Origin of the sequence: Thermomonas sp. HDW16, assembly GCF_011302915.1 — a bacterium.
GTDB lineage: Bacteria > Pseudomonadota > Gammaproteobacteria > Xanthomonadales > Xanthomonadaceae > Thermomonas.
The window spans coordinates 195,268-218,145 of record NZ_CP049872.1; the positions used below are offsets into that span (position 1 = coordinate 195,268).

Here is a 22,878-nt window from a genome sequence, read left to right on the forward strand (position 1 = left end):
AAAGGCCCGGGAGGCGCGCACCCGTCGGCACGCGCTCCCGGCCTGTCCGACCCTCGCCGGGGAGGGAGCGAAGCGAGGATCAGCTCGCTTCGCCCTGATGCATCGCATGCCGCCGCACGGGCGGCAACGCGCATCAGACGGTGTAGTACATCTGGTATTCCAGCGGGTGCGTGGCCGCGCGGAACGCGGTGACTTCCTTCATCTTCAGCGCGATGTAGCCATCGATGAAGTCGTCGGTGAACACGCCGCCGGCCTTGAGGAAGTCGCGATCCTTGTCGAGGGCTTCCAGCGCCTGGTCGAGCGAGTGGCAGACGGTGGGAATGCCCTTCTCTTCTTCCGGCGGCAGGTCGTACAGATCCTTGTCGCTGGGCGCGCCCGGGTCGATCTGGTTCTTGATGCCGTCAAGGCCGGCCATCATCAGCGCGGCGAAGGTCAGGTAGCCCGACTGGATCGGGTCGGGGAAGCGCATTTCGATGCGGCGCGCCTTCGGGTTGGCCACGTACGGAATGCGGCAGGACGCCGAACGGTTGCGCGCCGAGTAGGCCAGCATCACCGGCGCCTCGAAGCCCGGCACCAGGCGCTTGTAGCTGTTGGTGCCGGAGTTGGTGAACGCGTTGATCGCGCGCGCATGCTTGAAGATGCCGCCGATGTACCACAGCGCCATCTGCGACAGGCCGCCGTAGCCATCGCCGGAGAATAGGTTGACGCCGCCCTTGGCCAGCGACATGTGCACGTGCATGCCGCTGCCGTTGTCGCCGACGATCGGCTTCGGCATGAAGGTCGCGGTCTTGCCGTTGCGATGGGCGACGTTCTTGATGATGTACTTCATCGTCAGCAGTTCGTCGGCCTTCTGCACCAGGGTGTTGAACTTGGTGCCGATCTCGCACTGGCCGGCGTTCGCCACTTCGTGGTGGTGCACTTCGACCTCGATGCCGACCTGTTCCAGCGTCTTGCACATCTCGGCGCGGATGTCGTGCAGCGAATCCAGCGGCGCGACCGGGAAGTAGCCGCCCTTCACCATCGGCCGGTAGCCGGTGTTGCCGCCTTCGTATTCGCGGCCGGAGTTCCAGTGCGCTTCTTCCGAATCGACGTGGAAGAAGGTGTGGCCCATTTCATTGGCGAAGCGCACGGAATCGAAGATGAAGAATTCCGGTTCCGGGCCGAAGAACGCGGTGTCGGCGATGCCGGCCGCCTTCAGGTAGGCCTCGGCGCGCTTGGCGATGCCGCGCGGATCGCGCGAGTAGGCCTGCATGGTCGCCGGGTCCAGGATGTCGCAGGTCAGGATCAGGGTGGGATCGGCGGTGAACGGGTCGATCACCGCGGTCGACGCATCCGGCAGCAGCACCATGTCGGATTCGTTGATGCCCTTCCAGCCGCTGATCGAGCTGCCGTCGAACATCTTGCCGTCCTCGAACAGGCTGGCGTCGACGATCGACTTGGGGAAGGTCACGTGGTGCTGCACGCCACGCATGTCGGTGAAACGCAGGTCGACGAATTCGACCTTGTGGTCACGGATCAGCTTTTCGACATTTTCGAACGACATGGGGAAACTCCGGAAGGAAAGGGGTGAACCGATGGCTGTGTTTATCGCAAGCCGCGTGCCAACTTTCAACTTATTGATATTGCTAATGTTTTATGTTCACTCGGAAACATAAATCCCTATATTGGTGCGTTTACATTGATTGTTAGCACCAAATTGGGCGTTTCGCTTTGCGCTATCCTGCGCCGTCGCCCAGACCCCGGTTCCGCATGAACGACCTGCTCGCCGCGCTGCTGCTTGGCATCATCGAAGGCATCACCGAATTCCTGCCGATTTCCAGCACCGGGCACCTGCTGATCGCCGAACGCTGGCTGGGCCATCGCAGCGACCTGTTCAACATCGCCATCCAGGCCGGCGCGATCCTGGCCGTGGTGCTGATCTACTGGAAGCGGCTGTGGGGCATGCTGACCGCCTTCTTCGGCCATGACGCGCCCGCGCCCTACGATCCGCTGGGCGTGACCGCCAGCCCGGCGCAATCGCGCGATTACGCCTTCAAGTTGCTGGTCGCCTTCGGGGTGACCGCGGTCGGCGGACTGCTGGTGAAGAAGCTGGGCTGGGAATTGCCGGACACGGTGCGGCCGATCGCCTGGGCGCTGATCATCGGCGCGTTCTGGATGGTGATCGCCGAGCAACTGGCGGCCAAGCGCGCCGCGCGTGAAGGCGAACGCAGCGCCATCTCGTGGACGACGGCGATCCTGGTCGGCATCGCCCAAGTCGTTGCCGGCGTATTCCCGGGTACCTCGCGCTCGGCCGCGACCATCTTCGTCGCCCTGCTCGCCGGCACCACCAGCCGCGCCGCGGCAACCGAATTCGCCTTCGTGGTCGGCATCCCCACCATGTTCGCGGCCACTGGCTACGAATTGCTGTCGATGCTCAAGGATGGCGGCATCGGCAACGAGGACTGGACGGCACTGAGCGTCGCGTTCGTCGCCTCTGCGGTGACCGCCTTCGTCGCGGTGAAATGGCTGCTGCGCTACATCCAGAGCCATCGCTTCACCGCGTTCGCGGTCTATCGCGTCCTGCTCGGCATCGCCTTGCTGTGGTGGCTGCCGGTCGGCGGATAAGCCGACGGCGGTTTCCTCGACCCCGTTTGCACCCGCCGTGCGTTTGCATCGCACTCTCCTTGAGGAAACCGCCATGAACCGCCTGTTGCTGCCGTTGCTCGCCGCCGCCTTGCTGGCCGGTTGCCCGAATGCGGAAACCAACAAACCCATCCCCGCGGCAGCCACGGCCACGCCCGCTCCTACTGCGTCCGGCCTGGCGGCCCAGTTGGCGCGTTACCACTGGTACCTGCAGGGCGCGACCGACGCGAAGGGCAAGCGCATCGATGCGTTGTTCGCGCGCGAAGACAAGCCGCTGCAACTGGATTTCACCAACGGGCGCATCGGCATCGGCAACAGCTGCAACCACATCGGCGGCAGCTTCAGCGTGACCGCGGAGGGCATCGAGATCGGCAGCCTGATGTCGACCCAAATGGCTTGCGCCAACCCGAAGCTGATGGCGCTGGACGCGGAAGCATCCCGACGGCTCGAAGGCTCGCTGGCCTTGCTGCTGGCCGAAAGCGAGCCGCCGCAGCTGCGCATCAGCAACCGCGCGGGCGACACGCTGTCCTTCCGCGCCGAACCCACCGCCGACACCCGCTTTGGCGGCCCGGGCGAGCGCGTGTTCCTGGAAGTCGCGGCACAAACCCAACGCTGCCACCACCCGCTGATCCCGGACATGCAGTGCCTGCAGGTACGCGAGATCCACTACGACGCCAAGGGGCTGAAGGCCGGTACGCCGGGGCCTTTCCAGCACTTCTACGATGCGATCGAGGGTTATACCCACGAACCCGGCGTTCGCAACGTACTGCGAGTGAACCGCTACGCCATCAAGAACCCGCCGATGGACGCGTCGAATACGGCCTGGGTGCTGGACATGGTGGTGGAGTCCGAAGCTTCGGCGAAGTGACCCGCCTCAGCCGCTGATGCTGTAGGTGCCGTAGGTGCTGGCCTCGGCCAGCACATGGCCCTGCATGGCCCGGAGCACGTCGCCGGCCGTGAATGCCTTCGGCAATTCGAGGCTGGCGACATCCAGCGCGAACACGCGAAAGAAATAGCGATGCGTGCGCAGGTCGTGCGGCGGCGGATACGGGCCGTCGTAGCCGAAGTACTGACCACCCATCTCCGCATTGCCGGCGAACCAGCCGGTGTAGTCGTTGAGGCCCTGGCGTGCGCCCTCGCCCTGGCACGGACCCTTGCCGCCCTTGGTCACGCCGCTGCTGCAACTGCCGGCCGCAATCTCCGTCATGTCGACGGGCATGTTCACCACCACCCAGTGCACGAAATCGCCGCGCGGATGATCGACCGGGATCGGCACGTCGGCATTGGCAACCAATGCGCCATCGGTCGGCGCATCGGTGTCGATGCACAGCAGGGCGAACGATTTCGTGCCGGCTGGCGCATCGCTCCAGGCCAGCTGCGGATTGCGATTGCCGCCGAAGCCGCCGGGCGCGCCCAGCGCGAACTCGGACGGGATCGGCTTGCCGTTTTCGAAGCTGTCGCTGTGGATGCGCATCGGAAACCTCAAAAGAGAACTGGACCGCAGTTGATTTTGCGCGGAAGTCGGTGAACGTGTCGAAAAGCCCCGACGCGATTGCAATGACCTAGACCACTGAGCTCAATCGCGTGGTCACCCAACGCTCCGCATACCCATCCAGTTTTGCGTTCTCGATGAAGCCGCAGTGGCCGCCGTGCGCGGCCAGCTCGACCTGCACGTTGGGAAATCCTGCAACCTCTTCGAACTCGCGCAGCGGGATCACCGGATCATCGGCGGCCATCAGGATATCGACCGGGATCGGCAGGTCGCGCAGGCGTTCGCCGGCGACGGAATAGCCTTCGAAATACTGATCGAGGGTGGCGAAATCGGTATGTCGCAGCACCATCCATTCGGTCAACGCGCGCATGCGCAGGTGCAGCACGTCGTCGGCAAAGGAGTGCGTGCCGGGAAACAGCGCCCGCTTGCGCGCCAGCGAACGCCGCCACTTGCGCTCGAAATAGCGCATGTACAGCGGCAATCCGTTTTCCATCGCGTCCATCGTCCGCGCCGGGTCCAGCAACGGGCAGACCGCGACCACGCGCTGCAGTGGCAGGCCGTGGCTGCGCGCGCGCAACGCCAGGCGCAGGGCGAAGTTGCCGCCCAGCGAATAGCCGGCTGCGAACAACGGCTGGTCCGGCCAGCGCGTGGCGATCGCGCGTACCGCATCGACGATCTCGTCGATCCGGTTGGAATGGAAGATGCCTTCGTTGAGATGGTGGCTGTCGCCGTGGTCGCGGAAATTCAGCCGGAATACGGCGAAACCGGCATCCAGCAGGCGCGCGGCGGTCAGCCGCATGTAATTGGAATCGACGCTGCCTTCCCAGCCGTGCAGCAATACGACCAATCCTTTCGGTTCGATGTCGGGCCTGAGGCTATGCACGCCCTGCAGGCGCACGCCGCGGCCGACCTCGAGCACCACCGCTTCGTGCGTCGCGCCCAGTCCATGCAGGCGCCGGCGCGCGCGAATCGCACGCAGCGGGCTGGAGGACAACACCGACTGCAGGTGCGGGCTGCGCAGCCAGCGCGGCGGCATGAACTCGCTGCGCAGCTGGCTCATCTCGCGCTCACGCGGCGGCCATTGCCTGCTCGATGCGAGCGCGCGCCAAGGTCGCGATGCGGCGGCGGCCTTCGTGCTCCGCGTGCAGGATCGGTTCCAGGAAATACACGGTCACCGGCCGCGCTGGTTCGCCCAACAGACGCACGAAGTTGCCCATGAAGCTTTCGCCGGGAGCGAAGGCGACAATGGTTTGCGCCTCGCAATGCGCGCCGAAACATAGCGCCACCGGCTGCACTGGTGCATCGGCCTCGACCGCAGCGGTGAAGATACGTGCGTGGAATGCACCGAGTTCGCGTCCGTCGCGGGTACCCCCCTCGGGGAAGGCTGCCACCGCATGGCCATCGCGCAAGCGCGCGGCCATTTCGATCATCACGTCGGTCAGCGAATGTGCATTGCCGCGCTGCAGGAAAATGCTTTCGCCGGCCTTCGCCAACCAGCCGATCAGCGGCCAATCGCGGATCTCTGCCTTGGCGATGAAGCCCATCATGTGCTGCGAGTGCAGGGTGATGATGTCGACCCAGCTGAGATGGTTGGCGACGAACATGGTGCCGCCAGGCAGCGGTGTGCCGACCTGGCGCACGCGCATGCCGAATACCCACAACAGGCCGCCGGCCCACCAACGGATCGCCGCATGACCGACTTTCTTCTCGCCGATGGTGTCGATGGCGATCAGCACCAGGATAATCGGCAGGCCCACCAGGACGTGGCAGGCCAGCAAGGGCAGGCGCAGGAGCGTGCGCAGGATGCGCAGCAGGGATTCGACGGCGGGTGGCGTCGCGCTCATGGCCGAACCTTAGCGTTGCACGCTAGAGCGGTCAGCCTAGCCGCGATCAGGGCCGGCCCGAGGCGGGCGGCTGCGGCAAAACCGAGAGGGTGATGCGGCTGATGCAAACCGATTTGCCGGCCTCGTCCTCGATCAGGATCTCCCAGACCTGCGTGCTGCGACCAATATGGATCGGCCGCGCGGTACCGGTGACCACGCCGCTCCGTACCGCACGCAGGTGGTTGGCATTGATCTCCAGCCCGACCACTGCATTGCCGCCGGCCATCAACATGCCGGCGCTGCTGCCCAGGGTTTCCGCCAGTGCGACCGAAGCGCCGCCATGCAACAGGCCGTAGGGTTGATGGGTGCGCGCGTCGACCGGCATGGTGGCGCGCAGGTAGCCGTCACCGAGCTCCGTGAACACGATCCCCAGCGACTGCATCAAGGTGTCGGCCGAACGCGCGTTCAGCGCCTCGATCGTGGCCTCCGTCGGCCAGGCGAATTCGCTGGCCAAGGCCTCAGCCGAACTTGAACACGCCCGGGCGCCAGCCGCGGACGTAGGAGCCCTTGGTGTGTGCGTAGCCGCTGCTGCCACCGTAGCCGCTACCGAAATCGCGCTCGCGACGCTGGTGCATGCGGTCGATCAACTCCTCGCGGCGGCCGTCCAGCCAATCGGTACGGCCCAGCGTGGCCGGATCGATGCCGCGGCGCTTGGCTTCGTGCGCGCGGTAGTCGCAGAAGTCGTCGTAGGCATCCAGCTCGTGCTTCAGTTCGCGCACCGACAGCTCGATCATCACTGCGTCGTCGAGGAAGCCCAACACCTCGACATGATCCGGGATCACGTCATTCGGGTCGCAGAAGTACGTCAGCGCACCCAGCACTCGCTGCTTGTCTGCCTCGGGCAACGCCCATGCCTCGTCGCGCACCATCGCGATCATGTCGTCCAGGCGCAGCAGTCGATCCTTGATGAAATCCGGGATGTGCACCTTCTGCGCGTCGTCGAGCAACGCCACCGACGCGGAGATGATCTCGTCCGCCGTCTTGTCCTCGGATGCCTTCTTGGAGCGATCCATCGCTGCGGTGAAATGGGCGAGATCGCGGTCGTTGAGCTCGAAGTTCAGGGTGATCGACATGGCGGCGTCCTGGCACGCGAATTGAGACGGGCAGACTAGGCTGCGCGCCGCGGCGCGTCAATCCGACGCAAGCCATGAACCAAAACGGCCACGCTAGAGGATCGGCGACAATCCCGCGCCGAAGGCGGTGAATAAGCGCACGCCTAGCCATTTCAGGCCCAGGTCGACCTCCGGGAATTCGCCGACCGGTTGGTAGCAGCGGCGGAAATCGGCATCGAACGGCGACAGCGGGCGCGGACAGTCCGGGCCGGGGACGAACTGGTAGCTGGTCGCGTACTTGATCGGCCACAGGTCGAAGATCGGCATGCGCTCGGAGACACGCGCCAGGGTGAATTCGACGCCGGGCAGGATCGGCGAAGAATCGCGTCGGCCGATCGTCCAGGCGTTGTCCGGTGCCATGTCGCCACGGATGCTCGCCGCCAGTTGCCGCGCGAACGCGGGATCGGCGATCACCACCGCACTTTCGGTGTTGAGCGTATCGCCGCGCGGATCGAAGTTGTGGGTGCCGACCACGCCCACCCGTTCGTCCACCACCATCGACTTGGCGTGCAGGCCCATGCGCATGCCGGCACGCTGCAGGCGCACCGGCATGCCGCCCGAGGAAAACGGCGAGTTGCGGCTGGCCTCACTGCCGGGCGCTTCGCTCAAGCGACGTTGGCTGAGCCGGCGTTCGCGCATGGTCTGCCGGCGCGGTGCGGCCAGCACCTCGTCCACAGGCGCTTGCAGGTCGGCACCGAGCGGGCCCGGATCGAACGGCACGTTGGCGGGGAATGGCTTGAATTCGTGGATCTCGAAGCCGAAATCGCGCATGTAGCGGCGCTTGTACTTACGCGAGATCGCGTAGGCGATGAAGGCGTCGGTGGAGGCCAGGCTGTTGGTCGAGATCAGTACCCGTGGCGGCTCCGGCTGCTTGTGCAGGCTGCGGAACACGTGTTGCGCCGGTTTCGACAGCACCAGATACGGGGTCTGCAGCAGCACCTCGTGCCGCGCCGATGCGATCAGCTGCTGCAGCACGCTGCCGGCTTTCGCAGTCCCATCGGCGGCCTCCACGTGCTTGTCCGGCAGATCGCCGATGAAGTGGACGCCCTGTACCGACAGCGCCGGCTCCACGAAACGGTTGCGGATCAGCGGCCCATCCACGACTTGCGCCAGCAATGCCTGTACCCGTTCCGGCTTGCGATAGGGCTCGTGCGGCAACGGCGGCGCACCCTGCGCCAGCAGGAAACGGGCCACGTCGCCCAGCCGTTCCGCTGGAACACTCAGCGGCGACCGCCAGAACGCATCGAAGTTCGCGCCCATGTCGCGCGCCACCGGGCCTGCGATCAGCAAGTCGCGGTCGCGGAAGTTGTAGGCCGCGTCCCAGTCGTAATAATCGTCCTGGTAGTTGCGCCCGCCGGTGATGCCCAGCATGCCGTCCACCAGCAGCAGCTTGTTGTGCATGCGCCGGTTGAGCTTGTCCCAGCAACACGCTGCGGCCACGGTGTACATCGGGGTGGAGAGCCGCGCGCGATCCAGCACGGGGTTGTAGACCCGCAACTCGAAATTCGCATGCACTGCGGCGAATGCGGCCAGTGTCGACACCTTCTCCAGTGCCGACAGCTGGTCGAGCAGCACCCGCACCTTCACTCCGCGGAACGCCGCGGCCTGCAACTCGTCCAGCACCAAGTGCGCGGAGTCGTCCTCGTCGAAGATATAAGTCTGCAGGTCGATGTTGCGGCGCGCAGCACGGATCATGTGGATGCGCGCCAGCAGCGCATCCGGGCCGCCATCGACGATCCGCGCGTAGTGCTTAGGAGATGTCGGCGTGGATTCGGCGAAGGCGCGCTCGCCCATCTCGTGTAGCGGCGAGGCCAAGGCGCAGGCGTTGGCTTGGTTGCAATCGATTTGCGTGCTGCGTGCGGTGATCGCGACGCCGGCCGCCGCTTCGCGCTGTTGCGGACTGATGCTGGCGCAGCCGCCCAGCAGCAGCGCAGCCAGCGCCAGCAGCACGCGGCCGCGCACGAACTTCATCGGCTCAGGGCCACCAGAATTGGGTCAGGGTGGCGATGCCGGGTTCGATGTTCACGTCTACCGGCAGCCGCAGCACCGCGATACCGCCCGGCGGCATGCCGCGGTAGTCGCCGGTCTGGCCGCTGTGCATCAGTGCGGCCAATTGCTCCAACCCGGGGTTGTGGCCAACCAGCAGCAGGCGCTCGGCATCGCGGTTGGCGTCGGCCAGCGAGGCCAAGGTACCCGGGCTGGCGTCGTAGATCGACGCATCTTCGTACACCTCGCCTGCACCGATATCGCCCAGCGCGGCCAAGGTGTCGCGGGTGCGGGCGGCATCCGAGCACAGCACGCGGTCGGGCCGCAGCCCATGCTCGCGCAACCAGTCGCCTGCGGCCTGCGCTTCCGCTCGACCGGTCGCCGAAAGGCCACGGACGTGGTCATCCTGCCCGGCAGTGGCGGGCTCGGCATGGGCATGGCGCAGCAGGATCAGTTCGCGCATCGGAACTCCTTTCGGTGGTGGATCAATCTTTTTTCAGCCAATGCAGCAACGGCACCCAGTCCGCCTGGTGCTCGCGCACCTGCGCCGAGTGATAGTCGAACAGGCTCTTGCCGAGGCCGGTCAACACCACGTAGGCCTGGCTGTCGCGCAGCTGCGCGACCAGCGGGAACGGCCAACTGCGCAGGATGTCCAGCGCTTGCTGGCTGGCATTGGTATGCGGTTTCAGGCGGTTGGCGACCAGGCCGACGCGCAGTTTCCCTTTGCGTACCCGCGGGTGCTTGCCGAGGGACTCGACGAAGCGAACGGCCGCCTCGATGTCCAGTGCGGACGGCTGGATCGGCACCACTACGGCGTCGGCGATATCGAGGAACTCCTCCAGGTCGCGTTCCATCGCGCCCGCCGGCGCGTCGATGATCATCCGCTGCGTGTCTTCCGGCAGCGACTTGCGCCAGTTCTTGCGCGTACCGTCCAGCGGCAGCACCGCGCTGGCCATGCCGGCACGGCGTTCGCACCAGCGCGTGGCCGAACCTTGCGGATCGGCATCGACAAGCACCGTGCGCAGCCCGGAGACCGCCGATTCCGCCGCAAGATGGGTGGCGATCGTGGTCTTGCCCACGCCGCCCTTGGAACAGGCCACCAACCAAGTCTTCATCGCCGCGCTCCGTTGCAGGATGACCGAAGCGTACACGTGGGCGTCGATGCGTGCATGACTCAGGCCGGATAGCGCTCCGCCACGTCCAGCCGCAGGCGCTCGACGGCCGTCGTCACATCCACCGCCAACGGCAGCACGCTGGCCCAGTCGCCACTGCGGCCGGCGGATTCCAGTGCGGCGGCGGCATCCGCCAGTTCCAACGCACCGACCAGCCGGGCCGCACCCTTGATCTTGTGCGACTGTCGAGTCATGCCCTGCAAGTCGCCAGCACTGCGCAAGGCCTCCAGCAGATCCAGGTCTTCGTTGGTGCTGGTGAGGAAGTCGTGCAACAGCGCGCGGATGTCTGCCGCGTCACCACCGGTCAAATCGAACAGCACTCGGCCATCCAACGCCGGCGGGTGCACCAATTGCGGCAGCCCGGCTTCCGCAGCGACGACCCGCTGGTTGTTCGCCGCCTGGATCGATGCGCCCTGCGCCACTGGCATCGGCGTGATCGACCCCGTCTGCGGCAGCCAACGCTGCAGGCAGGCACCAAGGGTCGCGATACCGACCGGCTTGGCCATGTAATCGTCCATGCCGGCCGCAAAGCAGCGTTCGGCCTCGCCTTTCAACGCAGAGGCAGTCAGCGCCACGATCGGCGTACGCGGCAGGCCACGCCGCGTTTCTTCGTCGCGGATCGCTTGCGCCAGCTGGTAGCCATCCATGCGTGGCATGTGCACGTCGCTCAGCAGCAGCGCGTAGCGCCCACTTCGCCAGCGCTCCAGGCCTTCGATTCCGTCATCCGCGGTTTCCGAGACATAACCGGCAAGCGCAAGCTGTCGCTGGATGACCTGTCGGTTGGTGGCGTGGTCATCAACCAACAGCACCAGGCTGCGCTCCCTTTCCGCCTCTTCAAGTGTCGGCAAATGGCGCGGATTGAAACCGGACACGGCTCGCCCCGGTGCGGCCATTTCCGGCAATTCTTCTTCTGGTGCGCGGTGCAACTTCACCAGCAGGCGCATCGTGGTGCCGATCCCCGGCACTGATTCCATTTCCACATCGCCACCCATCAGCTCGGCGATGCGGCGGCTGATCGCCAGCCCCAGCCCGGTACCGCCGAAACGGCGGGTGGTGTCGACCTCGGCCTGCGAGAACGGCTGGAACAGGCGTGCCTGCGCCTGTTCGCTGACCCCGATCCCGGTATCGGTCACCCGCATCACCAGCGCATCGCTGCCCAGCGCGCCATCGGCCGGATCGTGTCGGCGCAACTCCACCGCCGTGGTCACGCTGCCGTGCTCGGTGAATTTGATCGAGTTGGAAATGAAGTTGCCGATGACCTGGCGTACCCGTACCGGATCGGCGTAGTACGCTGGCGCGATACGTGGATCGATTTCGCAAGTCAGGGTCAGACCCTTGCTCGACGCCGAGCCCGCGTAGTTCGCCACCACGCTGCGCAGCAGGTCGGGCAGCGAGGTCGGCACCGGCTCGATTTCCATCCGGCCCGCCTCGATCTTCGAGAAATCGAGGATGTCGCCAATGATCCGCAACAAGGTTTCCGCCGAAGCCTGGATCACGTTGAGCGAGCGCCGCTGCTCGGTGTCGAGCTGTGTGTGCGAGAGCACTTCGATCATGCCGGTCACGCCGATCATCGGTGTGCGGATCTCGTGGCTCATCGCCGCCAGGAACGAACTCTTGGCATGGTTGGCATCGCGCGCGCGCGCCTCACTGTCGCGCAACGCGCGCTCCAGTCGCTTGATTGCGGTGAGGTCGGTGGCCACCGCCAGCAGGCCGACCATCGCGCCGGTGTCGTCGCGCATCGCCGACAATGCCAGCAACACCGGCAAGGTACGACCGCGCTGGTGGCGAAGCACGAATTCGCGCGGCGGCTCGCGGTGCTGCGCCAGCGCTCGCAAGGCCGTCCAATCGGCCAGCACGGGCTGGCCATAGGCCTCACTGAGGTGCCGCGACAGGGCGAGCACCGCGTCGGGATCGAGGATCGCATCCAGCTTTTCCCGCCCCAGCAGCGAACCGGCCGGCCAGCCAAGCATCTGCTCGGCGAATGGATTGATCTGGGAGAAGGTACCGTCCTCGTCCACCGCGAAGATCGCGGTTTGCGCGGCCTCCAGCAGCAATCGCTGGAAATGCTCGCGTCGTTCCAGCGCGATGCGTACGCGGTCGTTGCTGATCAACTGATCGGTGAGCTGGGTCTCGATCCGCTGCACATGGCCGCGCATGCGCAGGAAGCTGTCCATTACCTCACCCAGCTCACCGGTCGGCCGGTAGTGCGGTTTCGCCGTGTAGTCGTGCTGCACCATCTTCTGGGACAACTCGTGCAGGCTCTCGACGCCCTTGTAGCCGTTGCGCAGGATGCGTCGCCCGAACAGCACCACCAGCACGAAGCACAACAAGGACAGCGCAATGCGCGTGCGGCTGACCCAGGTGCCGCGGGTGATTTCCGCCTGCACCAGGGCATCGGCACGGATCTGCCCACGCCGCGCGACGACCTGCAGGCGCTCTGCCAGCGGATCGATTGCCGGATACAGTTCTCGATCAGCGAAGCGACCAAGCGCACGGATATCCTTCGCCTCCAGCATCTGGCGCAAGCTGCGCACGGCACGGTCCGCGCGCGTTCTGTCTTGCAGCGCCTGGATGAGCAGTGCACGGTCGTCGCCAGCGAATTCGCTGGACTGCAACGCGGCCCACTCGGTGTCGATCGTCGCCTGGGCATGATCCACCGCGACGACGGCGTCGTCCCAGCTCACCAGATAGTTGCGGGCGCGGAAGGTGGTGTTGACCACGTCCTGGCTGTAGGCATCGGACAGGCGGCGGATGCGCGCCATGCCGGCCAAGACGTCGTCGCGCATCGCCACCATCGAGCGTTCTGCGCGGTACTGGCCCAATTCGTCCAGCGCCAGCACCAACGCACCGGTCAGCAGGAACAAGCCGAACAGGCCCCAGAGCTGGTGGCGGATGCCGAACTTCGACAGGTCGAAACGCATCGCCCGGATCAGTGCACCGGCCGCCGCCAGCGGTTCACCACCGCCTGCAGCTCGCTGCCCGGCACCGGCCGCCCGATCAGGTAGCCCTGGGCGATGTCGCAACCAAGTTCAGCCAGCATCTGCCAATCCTCGATGCTCTCGACGCCTTCGGCCACCGTGGTCAGGCCCAGTTTGCGCGCCAAATCCAGGCTGGCTTCGACCACCGCGCGCTTGCGCGGCTGCGCATGCGCGCCGAACACGAAGCCCTGGTCGATCTTGAGCTCGGTGAACGGGATCTGCGAGAGCTGCGCCAGCGAGGAATAGCCGGTGCCGAAATCGTCGATCGACAGGCCGAAGCCTTTCAGGCGCAGTCGCGCCAGCAGGCCCAATCCGCGGGCGGCATCGGACATCACCGAGCTTTCGGTGATTTCCAGGATTACTTCTTCCGGCTCGATGTCATGACTTTCCACGATGGCCTGGTAACGATCGGCCGCCGAGGAATCGGCCAATGACATGGCGGAGACATTCACCGACAGTTTCAGCCGATGCCCGCCGCGATCCCAGCGCTGCTTCCATTTGCAGGCTTCGTCCAGCATGCGATCGGTCAGCGCATTGGCCAGGCCCTCGCGTTCCATCATCGGCACGAAGTGGTGCGGCCGCACTACGCTGCCGTCCGCGCGCTCCCAGCGCGCCAGCGCCTCGACCCCGATCACCTTGCCGTTGGCGAACTCCACCTGCGGCTGGAACCAGGCGGTGATCCCGCCGTTCTGCAGCGCCTCGGTCAACGCCTCCACGCCGAATTCCACCACGGCATCGTCCGGTTCCTCGCCGGCATGCTGATCCAGGCGGTTGAGCGTGGCTTCCAGCTTGTCGCGGGTCAGCGGCTTCTCCACGCTACCCAGTACGCGCAGCCCATAGGCACGGGCCATGGTCTGCACGGTGTTGAGCAGCGCCGGATCCAGTGCACTGACCACGACCACCGCACGCGCCAGCCGTTCCTGCGCGATATGGCCGATGCATTCAATGCCGTCCATGCCGGGCATGTCCAGATCCACCAGCACCACGTCGGGCGGCGTGGTTTGTTGCCGCAAGACATCCAGTGCATGCAGGCCATCGGCCCCTTCCAGCACCCTCTGCACCCCCAGCTCGGCGAGCAGGCGCAACGCGATCCGGCGCTGGAAGCCGTGATCCTCCACCACCATCACCTGCAGTTCGTTCCAGGCCATGCGGCGCTCCCCAGCGCGTCGGCGAACGGCAAGCCTACCCCAGCTTGCTGATCCATGGGGAGGCTTCTGGCCGGCAACTCCCGGTCAGTGGCTGGCCCACTGCTAAAATGTCGAGTCTTTACTCAGGCGCCCCCGCGCCGCTGCCGGATCCAGCCGCCGCCATGACCAGCACCGCCGAACTCTCCTCGCCCTCCTCGGCGAATACCTCCCTGACGCATTCCGGCATACAAGCCGGCGTGGTCGATCCCGACTACACCCTGGAGGACAAGTACCGCCGCACCCAAGGCCGCATCTATCTGTCCGGCGTGCAGGCGCTGGTGCGGCTGCCGCTGATGCAGAAGCTGCGCGACGAACGCGCCGGGCTGAACACCGCCGGCTTCGTCAGCGGCTATCGCGGTTCGCCGCTGGGCGGCTTCGACCTGGAGCTGTGGCGGGCCAAGAAGCATCTGGAATCGGCGAAGGTGAAGTTCCAGCCCGGCCTCAACGAGGACCTGGGCGCGACCATGGTCTGGGGCACCCAGCAGCCCGGCCTGTTCCCGGGCGCGACGGTCGATGGCGTGTTCGGCATGTGGTACGGCAAGGGTCCGGGCGTGGACCGCTGCGGCGACGTGTTCAAGCACGCGAATGCTGCTGGCACCTCGCGCAACGGCGGTGTGCTGGCGCTGGCGGCGGACGACCACAACTGCCGCAGCTCCACCCTGCCGCACGGTTCCGAGCACGAATTCGTCAGCGCGATGATGCCGGTGCTGAATCCCGCCGGCGTGCAGGACATCCTCGACATGGGCCTGCTCGGTTTCGCGATGTCGCGCTTTACCGGTCGCTGGGTCGGCTTCAAGACCATCGCGGAAACCGTCGAGTCATCTGGCTCGGTCGATGTCGATCCGTTCGCCATGCAGATCGTGCTGCCGGGCGATGCCGACTTCGAGATGCCGCAGGGCGGCCTCAACATCCGCTGGCCGGATCCGCCGCTGGACCAGGAAATGCGCCTGCATCGCTATGCGGTGAAGGCTGCGCAGGCGTTCGCGCGGGTCAACGGCATCGACCGCATCGTGATCGATTCCCCCAACGCACGGCTCGGCATCGTCACCACCGGCAAGTCCTACCTCGACGTGCTGCAGGCGCTGGAATACCTCGGCCTCGATGATGCCGCTTGCCGCGACCTCGGCATCCGCGTGTACAAGGTCGGCATGACCTGGCCGCTGGAGCCGCAGGGCATCCGCGCCTTCGCCAAGGGCCTGGAAGACATCCTCGTCGTCGAGGAAAAGCATTCCTTCATCGAATCGCAGATCAAGGAACTGTTCTACAATTTCGATGGCCAGCGCCCGAGCATCGTCGGCAAGTACGACGAAGCCGGCGAGTGGATCCTGCCTTCTACCGGCGAACTGACGCCTGCGCGCATCGCCGGCGTCATCGCCAAGCGCATCCAGCGTTTCCACGACAGCGAGCACATCCGCGAAGTCCTGCGCTGGATGGAAAGCAAGGAAGGCGAGCTGGCGCTGCCGCGCGCCAACTTCCCGCGCGTGCCGCACTACTGCAGCGGCTGCCCGCACAACACCAGCACCAAGGTGCCGGAAGGCTCGCGCGCGCAGGGCGGCATCGGTTGCCATTACATGGTGACCTGGATGGACCGCAGCACCGACACCTTCACCCACATGGGTGGCGAAGGCGTGACGTGGGCGGGGCAGGCGGCGTTCACCGAAACGCCTCACATCTTCCAGAACCTCGGCGACGGCACCTATTTCCACAGCGGCTCGCTCGCGATCCGCCAGTCGATCGCCGCCGGCGTCAACATCACCTACAAGATCCTTTACAACGATGCGGTGGCGATGACTGGCGGCCAGCCGGTCGACGGCACCCTGACCGTGCCGCAGATCGCCCACCAGATGCGCAGCGAAGGCGTGCAGACGATTGCCTTGGTCAGCGACGATATCGACAAGTGGACCGATCCGTCGATCTTCCCGAGCGGCGTCAGCTTCCACGACCGTCGCGAACTCGACGCCGTGCAGAAGACGCTGCGCGAGGTAAAGGGCACTTCGATCCTGATCTACGACCAGACCTGCGCGACGGAAAAGCGCCGCCGCCGCAAGCGCGGCAAGATCGTCGATCCGCAGAAGCGCGTGGTGGTGAATTCGCTGGTCTGCGAAGGCTGCGGCGATTGCGGGCAGAAGAGCTTCTGCGTCAGCGTGCTGCCGAAGGACACCGAGTTCGGTCGCAAGCGCGAGATCGACCAGAGCAATTGCAACAAGGACTACAGCTGCGTCGAAGGCTTCTGCCCCAGCTTCGTCACCGTGCATGGCGGCAAGCCGCGCAAGGGCAAGAAAGTGAATGCCGCCGACAAGCTGGCGTCGATTCCGGCACCACAGTTCCGCAGCGATCTCTCGCAGCCGTGGAACATCCTGATCACCGGCGTCGGCGGTACCGGCGTGGTGACCATTGGTGCGTTGCTCGGCATGGCCGGGCACCTGGAAGGCAAGGGCTCCAGCGTGCTGGATCAAACCGGCCTCGCCCAGAAGGGCGGCGCGGTGACCACGCATATCCGCATTGCCAAATCACCGGCGGACATCCACGCAGTGCGCATCGCCGCCGGTGAAGCCGACCTGGTGCTGGGCTGCGACATGGTGGTGGTCAACGATTACTGGGTGCTGTCGAAGATCCGCCCCGAGCGCAGCACCGTGGTGATGAACACCTACGAGGCGATGCCGGGCACCTTCACCACCCGCCCGGACATGCAGTTCCCCGCTGCCGATATCGTCAAGGCCGTCAGCACCGCACTCAACGGCGAAGCGCCGTTGCAGATCGATGCCACACACATTGCGACTGCACTGATGGGCGATGCCATCGCCGCCAATCTATTCATGCTCGGCTACGCCTGGCAGCAAGGTCTGGTGCCGATTTCGTTCGAGGCGCTGATGCGCGCGATCGAACTCAACGGCGCTGCGGTGGAAATGAACAAGACCGCGTTCGCCTGGGGCCGCTTGGCCGTCGTCGATCTGCCTGCGGTGATCGAAGCCGCCGGCATCGTGCGCAATGCGCCGACCGCCGCGGAATCGGCGTCGCGCGTGCTGCCGCTGCTCGGTGCCACCGCGAACGATGCCGGCGAATCCGGCCTGACCCCGTTTGCAGCCGACCTGCGCAGCGAGGACGAGCTGCGCCACGTGCCGGCATCGAACGGTGGTGAAGTCGCCTTCCTGCCGCTGGACGATGCGCGGCTGTCGCGCTCGCTGGACGAGGTCATCGCGCGTCGTATCGCCTTCCTCACCGAGTACCAGAACGCGAAGTACGCCAAGCGCTATTCCGATTTCGTGGCGAAGGTGCGCGCCGCGGAAACCGCGAAGGCACCGGGCAGCACCGACCTGTCCGAAGCCGTGGCCCGCTACTTCTTCAAGCTGATGGCCTACAAGGACGAATACGAAGTGGCGCGCCTGTACACCAGCGGCGACTTCAAGCGCCGGTTGGCGCAGCAGTTCGAAGGCGACTACAAGTTGAAGTTCCACCTCGCCCCACCACTGTTCGCCAAGAAGAACGCGCAAGGCCAGCTGCAGAAGAAGGAATACGGCAGCTGGATGCTGGGCGCGTTCGGCATGCTGGCGAAACTGCGCGGCCTGCGCGGCACCCCGCTGGACGTGTTCGGCTACACCGCCGAGCGTCGCGGTGAGCGCGCATTGATCGGCGAATACGAGAAGACCATTGCATTGCTGCTCAACAAGCTGGATGGCGGCAACGTCGACCTGGCCGCCGACATCGCCAGCATCCCCGAGCACATCCGCGGCTACGGCCACGTCAAGGAAGCGCACCTGCACAAGGCCAAGGCGCGCGAAGCCGATCTGCTGAAGGAATGGGACAACCCGTTGCGGGTGGTGCAGGCGGCATAAGCCAACCGACCTGCATATGAAAAAGCCCGCATTCGCGGGCTTTTTCTTTGCTGCCTTGCGACCCGGTTACGGCGCGGCGATCGCGGCCATTGCACCGCCGCCACGCAGTGCATCGCCACGCGCGGCGGCGAGGATGCTGCGTGCATCGCGGCCATCGCAGGCGAAGCTGTGGCCGCGTTGCAGCCAGGCGGCATCGTTCGCATAGGCGAACAGCAGTTGCTGTTGTTTCATGATGTCGATGACCACGCGGGCGATGCCCTCGCGCAGCGCCGGGCAACCCTGGCTGCGGCCGAGCCGTCCTTGTGTACGGATCAAATCGGGGTTCGCGTACCACGCGCCGTGCATGACGATGGCGCGCTGGCGGGCGTTGTCGTTGAAGCCAGGGTCGAGGCCATCCATGCGCAGCGAATAGCCATTACCGCCGATATAGGTTTCGGCGGTGCGATACAGGCCCAGGCTGGTGGCGAAGCTCCCTTCGACATTGGAGAACCGGGTGGCGATGGTTTCACCGCTGCCCTGGCCATGGCTGACGTGTTCGCGGAACAGCAACTTGTCGTGCACCACATCGAATACCCATAGCCGCTTCTGCGACGAAGGCTTCGAGTAATCGATCACCGCAAGCCGCGCATCCGCCGCGGCATCGCCATGGCGCAGCGCGCAAACGCGTGCCTGTACCGCCAACGCAAGCACACCGGGATCGGCATCCGGCGCGAGCCGCGCCAGCTGCTCGACCATCAAGCGCTGCTGGTCAAGTCCGGGAATGGCGGCGGTCGTTTCAGGCAGCACGAGCGTCGGCTGTGCCGCCGTATCGGGCTTGCGTTGCGGACCGGCACAGCCGGCGAGCAGGCTCACGGCGAGCATCGTGAAGGCGAGGTGAAAATGGCGCATCGGGCGACCTTAGCGACATCGCGCGCGGATGTCGCTGAATGCGTCGACCGAAGCTGAACATCAACAATTCCTTAACGCGAAACTGCGAACGCGATCATTGCTTCATCGTGCACGCACGTTGTTCACTTTCGTGCAGAGAGGATCGGCGTCAGGTAATCCGTCCGGCCTTCGATGCGTTCCAGCACCGGATAGCGCAGGCCATCGTGATAGTCGATGCTGACCGTGCGGTAGCGGTTGAACTCCTTGAGCAGCAAACGGATCGGCGCCTTGTCGGTCTTCGCCGCCTTCACCGCGTCGCGCAGCACCGCGTCGGAATATTCCATGTCGTTGACCGCAGCCACCGTCATGCCGGTGCCGATGCCGGCGGCGAACGCCGGGCTGTCCCACAGCACGGTGCCGATCTTGCCGTCCTTGCCCAGGCTCAGGCCCAGCGAATAGACGTAGTCGCCATCGCCATTGCCGCGCGATTGGCTATTCGGCTTGTCCTTGTAGACCAGCTTCCAGCCGCTGGCCTCGATGCCGCCGGTGAGGCCGTGCTTGCCATCGAGGCGATCGCGCAGGAAGGTCGTCCAGTCATGCGGATACACACCGTTGAGCGTGGCGACCACGTCTTCGAATGAATAGATGTTCGGTGTCTGCCACTTGCCGTCATCGACGCCGAAGAAGGCCTTGGCGAAATCGTCCAGCGATTTGCGGTTCTTGGTCGCATTGCGGATCAGCACGTCCGCTTCCAGCCAGATCATCTGTCCGGCGCGGTAGTAGTCCTCGCTCAGCTGGTAATTGGTGTACGGCTTGGGCTTGCGCGAGGCGATGACAGGGTCGTAGGTAGTGTCCTGGATGCTGCGCCATGATTGGCCGGGGCGGCCTTGCGCGTAGGTCGCAGCGACGTTCGACAATTCATCACGCGCACCATCGAGTGGGCGCAGGCCGGAGCGCGCGGTCAGCACATTGCCCCAGTACTGGGTCTGGCCTTCGTAAACCCACATCAGGCTGTCGTCGAGCGGCGTGTTGAGGTCGGGCACGCCCTGTCCGTCCGGACGGCGGTACTTGCCGTTCCACGAGTGGGTGTACTCGTGGCCGAGCAGGTCGTCGCTGCCCTTCTTCTTGTCCCAGTCGCTGAAGTAGCCAAGCTCCTGGCCGTTCTCGCTGGAGCGCTGGTGCTCCAGGCCATTGCCGGCCATCTGGTTGGAGAGCGAGAGCAGGAAGTCGTAATGGTCGTAGTGCTGCGCGCCGTACAACTTCACCGCCTGCCGCACCAGTTCGCGATGCTGTTCGACATGCTCGGGCTTGGTTTCGAGGTACTTCGCATCGTCGGCGACGACGTTCAATCGCACCGGCACCTTCGCGCCGGGCGCCAGGTCGATCTGCTTGTAGTACTTGCCGGCATACACCGGCGAATCGGCCAGGATCTCGAGCGGCACGCGCTTGTAGACCACGGTATCGCCTTCGCGGCGCTCGACATCCAGCGCAGTGCCAGCCTGCCAGCCGGCCGGATATTTCACCCGCGGATCAAACTGCACCTGGGTCTGCGTGTAGCCCGCGGGATACAGCAGCACCGCATTCCACTGAAGGTTGAGCATGCTCGGCGTCATCACCACCCGGCCCTGCGAGCCATCGGTGGGCGTGAGGTAGTCGTACTGCGCGACCAGCGTGGTCACGCCTGCGGGAATATCGAGGTGGAAGGCATACACGTTCAGCGGATTGCGCTTCCACGCCAGCTTCTGCCCGTTCGCGGTGAAGGTGATGCCGGCGATCTTGTCGATCGGCCCGCGCGGCGCGTGGTTGCCGGGCAGCCACTGCGGATACAGCAAGGTGAGCGGGCCGGCCTGCACCGGGATGGTCTGCTTCACCCGGAAGATGCGCTGGCCGAGATTGGTGGCATCGACATCCACTGCGATCGCGCCCAGCGCATACGGCATGTCCCGTGGTGCCGGCACTTCCTGCGCATGTGCAGTGATGGCCAACGCGGACAACAGGGCCAAGGCAAGGATTCGACGACGCATTAGGCACTCCGGTACACAGGTAATACCCCATCGTGCCGGCGATGGCCGCGTCATGCCCCTGCCGGAAGCCATGCACGTGGCGTTAATCGAAGGCTGCGCATGCTGATCCCGTCACAGCCCCGGAACTCCGCCATGCAAATGCGTTCGCTCGTCCTGTTGCCCGCGTTGTTGTCGCTGGCCGCCTGCGCCACGCCTGCGGCTGCACCGCCTGCCAGCGGTCAATGCAATGCCGATGCCGCAAGCGCCTACGTGGGCAAGACACCGGATGCCGCGACGGTCGAAGCCGCGCGCAAGGCCGCCGGTGCTGAACGCGCACGCACGCTCAAGCACGGACAAGTGGTGACGATGGAATACCTGGAAGGCAGGCTCAATCTTTACCTGGATGCCAGCGGCAAGATCGAACGCATCGGCTGCGGCTGATCAGAGCACGGGCTCGACGGTCGGCTTGGTTTCGACCGGCGCATCGTCCACGCTGTCTGCTTTCGGCGGCAGGTGCGCGGCATCGGTGAAGCGCCAGGCCACGAAGGCGGCGATCGCCAGCATTACCGATGCGATCAGGAAGGCCACACCGGGCAGATGCACCGGCGCATGCGGGCCGATGAAAAAACCGAACGTACCGGCGAATACCGCCGGCGCGAAGATCCCGGCCAGCGACACCAGGCTGCTCATCGAGCCCTGGATGCGGCCCTGCGCATCCGCCGGCACTTGCCGCGTGATCAAGGCCTGCGTCGCCGGTGCGGCGATCGCCCACAGCGCACTGATCGGCAGGCCGATCATGAACATCCAGCCGGTGCCGGCCAGACCGTAAATGAGGAAGCCCAGCGTGCCGCAGGTCAAGCCGAACAGCAGTGCGCGACGTTCGCCGAACGCCTTCACCAAGCGGCCGACCAGCAGCACGTTCACGATTACGCTGAGCACGCCGACCACCGATAGCACGTAGCCAGCCTGCTTTTCCTTCCAGCCGTAAGCGGCATCGGCAAACAGCACGAAGGTGCTCGGGTACACGTAGTGCGCGAAGTTGGCGATGAACACCACAGCCACCAGTCCCCAGATCTGCGGATAGTCGCGCAACATCTTGACCCCACCCATCGGCTTGGCGTGCGTCCAGTCGAAGCTCGGCGTGCGCTTTTCCTTCGGCAGCGATTCCGGCAGCACGAACAGGCCGTAGCAGAAGTTGATGAGGGCCAGGCCGGCCGCAAACCAGAACGGCAGGCGATGGTTGATGTCGCCCAGCACGCCGCCGACCAGCGGGCCGACGATGAAACCCAGCCCGAACGCCGCGCCGATCATGCCGAAGCTCTTCGCCCGCTCCTCCGGCGCAGTCACGTCGGCGATGTAGGCATTGGCGGTGGTGAAGCTGGCCGAGGTCGCCGCCGAGATGATGCGACCGACGAACAACCAGGCCAGGTTCGGCGCCAGCGCCATGAAGATGAAGTCCAGGCCCAGCCCCAGGCAGGAGATCAGGATCACCGGGCGCCGCCCGTAGCGATCCGCCAACGCGCCCTGGATCGGCGCGCTGAAGAACTGCACCAGCGAGAACGCGAAGGCGAACGCACCGGTCCAGTACGCCGCGGTCGAGGTATCGCCGCCGACGAACTGCTGCACCAGGTGCGGCAGCACCGGGATGATCACGCCGAAGGCCAGCACGTCGATCAGCACGGTGATGAAGATGAAGATCAGCGCGGCCTTGCGTGCGCCGTGATGGATGGGTGCGTTCAAGTG

The 22,878-nt window shown here is 65.4% G+C and carries 18 protein-coding genes; 4 read left to right on the forward strand and 14 right to left on the reverse strand.

What is annotated here, in order from left to right:
• Positions 1-133: 133 nt before the first annotated feature.
• On the reverse strand, positions 134-1,543 hold the full coding sequence (gene glnA, locus G7079_RS00830) for a type I glutamate--ammonia ligase (RefSeq protein ID WP_166054644.1): 1,410 nt from the start codon (positions 1,541-1,543) through the stop codon (positions 134-136).
• A gap of 206 nt (positions 1,544-1,749) precedes the next feature.
• On the opposite strand from glnA, the gene G7079_RS00835 reads away from it, so the two are divergent.
• A complete protein-coding gene (locus G7079_RS00835) occupies positions 1,750-2,604 on the forward strand; it encodes an undecaprenyl-diphosphate phosphatase (RefSeq protein ID WP_166054646.1) in 855 nt (284 codons plus the stop codon).
• A gap of 73 nt (positions 2,605-2,677) precedes the next feature.
• Positions 2,678-3,490, forward strand: a complete 813-nt coding sequence (locus G7079_RS00840; RefSeq protein WP_166054649.1) for a DUF4377 domain-containing protein — start codon at positions 2,678-2,680, stop codon at positions 3,488-3,490.
• A gap of 6 nt (positions 3,491-3,496) precedes the next feature.
• Here the strand turns inward: G7079_RS00840 and G7079_RS00845 are convergent, their stop codons facing one another.
• The 10 genes from G7079_RS00845 to G7079_RS00890 all read right to left on the reverse strand — a co-directional run bounded on the left by G7079_RS00845 (position 3,497) and on the right by G7079_RS00890 (position 14,393).
• Positions 3,497-4,096 carry a YbhB/YbcL family Raf kinase inhibitor-like protein gene (locus G7079_RS00845; protein WP_166054650.1) on the reverse strand — a complete coding sequence of 200 codons (600 nt, stop codon included), beginning with the start codon at positions 4,094-4,096 and terminating at the stop codon, positions 3,497-3,499.
• An 88-nt stretch (positions 4,097-4,184) separates the two neighbouring features.
• Positions 4,185-5,174 carry an alpha/beta fold hydrolase gene (locus tag G7079_RS00850; RefSeq protein ID WP_166054652.1) on the reverse strand — a complete coding sequence of 330 codons (990 nt, stop codon included), beginning with the start codon at positions 5,172-5,174 and terminating at the stop codon, positions 4,185-4,187.
• 7 nt (positions 5,175-5,181) lie between these two features.
• Positions 5,182-5,958, reverse strand: coding sequence for a lysophospholipid acyltransferase family protein (locus tag G7079_RS00855; protein ID WP_166054654.1), 777 nt, complete (start codon positions 5,956-5,958; stop codon positions 5,182-5,184).
• 46 nt (positions 5,959-6,004) lie between these two features.
• On the reverse strand, positions 6,005-6,379 hold the full coding sequence (locus G7079_RS00860; protein ID WP_166057783.1) for a hotdog fold thioesterase: 375 nt from the start codon (positions 6,377-6,379) through the stop codon (positions 6,005-6,007).
• 76 nt (positions 6,380-6,455) lie between these two features.
• Positions 6,456-7,070 (reverse strand): YkvA family protein, encoded by a 615-nt coding sequence (locus G7079_RS00865; RefSeq protein WP_166054657.1) that lies wholly within the window; start codon positions 7,068-7,070, stop codon positions 6,456-6,458.
• Between the two features lie 93 nt (positions 7,071-7,163).
• The gene (locus tag G7079_RS00870) at positions 7,164-9,080 is read right to left on the reverse strand and encodes a phospholipase D family protein (RefSeq protein ID WP_166054659.1); all 1,917 of its coding nucleotides are present in this window, start codon (positions 9,078-9,080) and stop codon (positions 7,164-7,166) included.
• A 4-nt stretch (positions 9,081-9,084) separates the two neighbouring features.
• Complete coding sequence (locus tag G7079_RS00875) at positions 9,085-9,558, reverse strand: histidine phosphatase family protein (RefSeq protein WP_166054661.1); 474 nt, start codon at positions 9,556-9,558, stop codon at positions 9,085-9,087.
• Positions 9,559-9,580: 22 nt separating this feature from the next.
• A complete protein-coding gene (locus G7079_RS00880) occupies positions 9,581-10,210 on the reverse strand; it encodes a ParA family protein (protein ID WP_166054663.1) in 630 nt (209 codons plus the stop codon).
• 59 nt (positions 10,211-10,269) lie between these two features.
• Positions 10,270-13,188 carry an ATP-binding protein gene (locus tag G7079_RS00885; RefSeq protein ID WP_166054665.1) on the reverse strand — a complete coding sequence of 973 codons (2,919 nt, stop codon included), beginning with the start codon at positions 13,186-13,188 and terminating at the stop codon, positions 10,270-10,272.
• Positions 13,189-13,196: 8 nt separating this feature from the next.
• A complete protein-coding gene (locus tag G7079_RS00890) occupies positions 13,197-14,393 on the reverse strand; it encodes an EAL domain-containing response regulator (protein ID WP_166054666.1) in 1,197 nt (398 codons plus the stop codon).
• A gap of 161 nt (positions 14,394-14,554) precedes the next feature.
• Between G7079_RS00890 and G7079_RS00895 the strand changes: the two genes are divergently transcribed.
• Positions 14,555-18,265, forward strand: coding sequence for an indolepyruvate ferredoxin oxidoreductase family protein (locus tag G7079_RS00895; RefSeq protein ID WP_166054668.1), 3,711 nt, complete (start codon positions 14,555-14,557; stop codon positions 18,263-18,265).
• A 66-nt stretch (positions 18,266-18,331) separates the two neighbouring features.
• Here the strand turns inward: G7079_RS00895 and G7079_RS00900 are convergent, their stop codons facing one another.
• Together G7079_RS00900 and G7079_RS00905 are read right to left on the reverse strand one after the other, a co-directional pair.
• Positions 18,332-19,117 (reverse strand): murein L,D-transpeptidase catalytic domain family protein, encoded by a 786-nt coding sequence (locus G7079_RS00900; protein WP_240906206.1) that lies wholly within the window; start codon positions 19,115-19,117, stop codon positions 18,332-18,334.
• A 158-nt stretch (positions 19,118-19,275) separates the two neighbouring features.
• Positions 19,276-21,156 (reverse strand): M61 family metallopeptidase, encoded by a 1,881-nt coding sequence (locus G7079_RS00905; protein WP_166054670.1) that lies wholly within the window; start codon positions 21,154-21,156, stop codon positions 19,276-19,278.
• Between the two features lie 132 nt (positions 21,157-21,288).
• On the opposite strand from G7079_RS00905, the gene G7079_RS00910 reads away from it, so the two are divergent.
• Positions 21,289-21,576, forward strand: a complete 288-nt coding sequence (locus tag G7079_RS00910) for an I78 family peptidase inhibitor (protein ID WP_166054672.1) — start codon at positions 21,289-21,291, stop codon at positions 21,574-21,576.
• Here G7079_RS00910 and G7079_RS00915 read toward each other — a convergent pair whose 3' ends face one another.
• Positions 21,577-22,875 carry a TCR/Tet family MFS transporter gene (locus tag G7079_RS00915; protein ID WP_240906207.1) on the reverse strand — a complete coding sequence of 433 codons (1,299 nt, stop codon included), beginning with the start codon at positions 22,873-22,875 and terminating at the stop codon, positions 21,577-21,579. It lies immediately after the preceding gene.
• Between the last annotated feature and the right edge of the window lie 3 nt (positions 22,876-22,878).

Excerpts from the sequence above, each read along its gene's own strand:
- G7079_RS00865 (WP_166054657.1), bottom strand. The coding sequence starts at position 7,070 with ATGTCGATCACCCTGAACTTCGAGCTCAACGACCGCGATCTCGCCCAT.
- G7079_RS00870 (WP_166054659.1), bottom strand. The coding sequence starts at position 9,080 with ATGAAGTTCGTGCGCGGCCGCGTGCTGCTGGCGCTGGCTGCGCTGCTG.
- G7079_RS00910 (WP_166054672.1), top strand. The coding sequence starts at position 21,289 with ATGCAAATGCGTTCGCTCGTCCTGTTGCCCGCGTTGTTGTCGCTGGCC.
- glnA (WP_166054644.1), bottom strand. The coding sequence starts at position 1,543 with ATGTCGTTCGAAAATGTCGAAAAGCTGATCCGTGACCACAAGGTCGAA.
- G7079_RS00885 (WP_166054665.1), bottom strand. The coding sequence starts at position 13,188 with ATGCGTTTCGACCTGTCGAAGTTCGGCATCCGCCACCAGCTCTGGGGC.
- G7079_RS00905 (WP_166054670.1), bottom strand. The coding sequence starts at position 21,156 with ATGCGTCGTCGAATCCTTGCCTTGGCCCTGTTGTCCGCGTTGGCCATC.
- G7079_RS00840 (WP_166054649.1), top strand. The coding sequence starts at position 2,678 with ATGAACCGCCTGTTGCTGCCGTTGCTCGCCGCCGCCTTGCTGGCCGGT.
- G7079_RS00860 (WP_166057783.1), bottom strand. The coding sequence starts at position 6,379 with ATGCAGTCGCTGGGGATCGTGTTCACGGAGCTCGGTGACGGCTACCTG.
- G7079_RS00855 (WP_166054654.1), bottom strand. The coding sequence starts at position 5,958 with ATGAGCGCGACGCCACCCGCCGTCGAATCCCTGCTGCGCATCCTGCGC.
- G7079_RS00890 (WP_166054666.1), bottom strand. The coding sequence starts at position 14,393 with ATGGCCTGGAACGAACTGCAGGTGATGGTGGTGGAGGATCACGGCTTC.
- G7079_RS00875 (WP_166054661.1), bottom strand. The coding sequence starts at position 9,558 with ATGCGCGAACTGATCCTGCTGCGCCATGCCCATGCCGAGCCCGCCACT.
- G7079_RS00845 (WP_166054650.1), bottom strand. The coding sequence starts at position 4,096 with ATGCGCATCCACAGCGACAGCTTCGAAAACGGCAAGCCGATCCCGTCC.
- G7079_RS00850 (WP_166054652.1), bottom strand. The coding sequence starts at position 5,174 with ATGAGCCAGCTGCGCAGCGAGTTCATGCCGCCGCGCTGGCTGCGCAGC.
- G7079_RS00835 (WP_166054646.1), top strand. The coding sequence starts at position 1,750 with ATGAACGACCTGCTCGCCGCGCTGCTGCTTGGCATCATCGAAGGCATC.
- G7079_RS00895 (WP_166054668.1), top strand. The coding sequence starts at position 14,555 with ATGACCAGCACCGCCGAACTCTCCTCGCCCTCCTCGGCGAATACCTCC.
- G7079_RS00880 (WP_166054663.1), bottom strand. The coding sequence starts at position 10,210 with ATGAAGACTTGGTTGGTGGCCTGTTCCAAGGGCGGCGTGGGCAAGACC.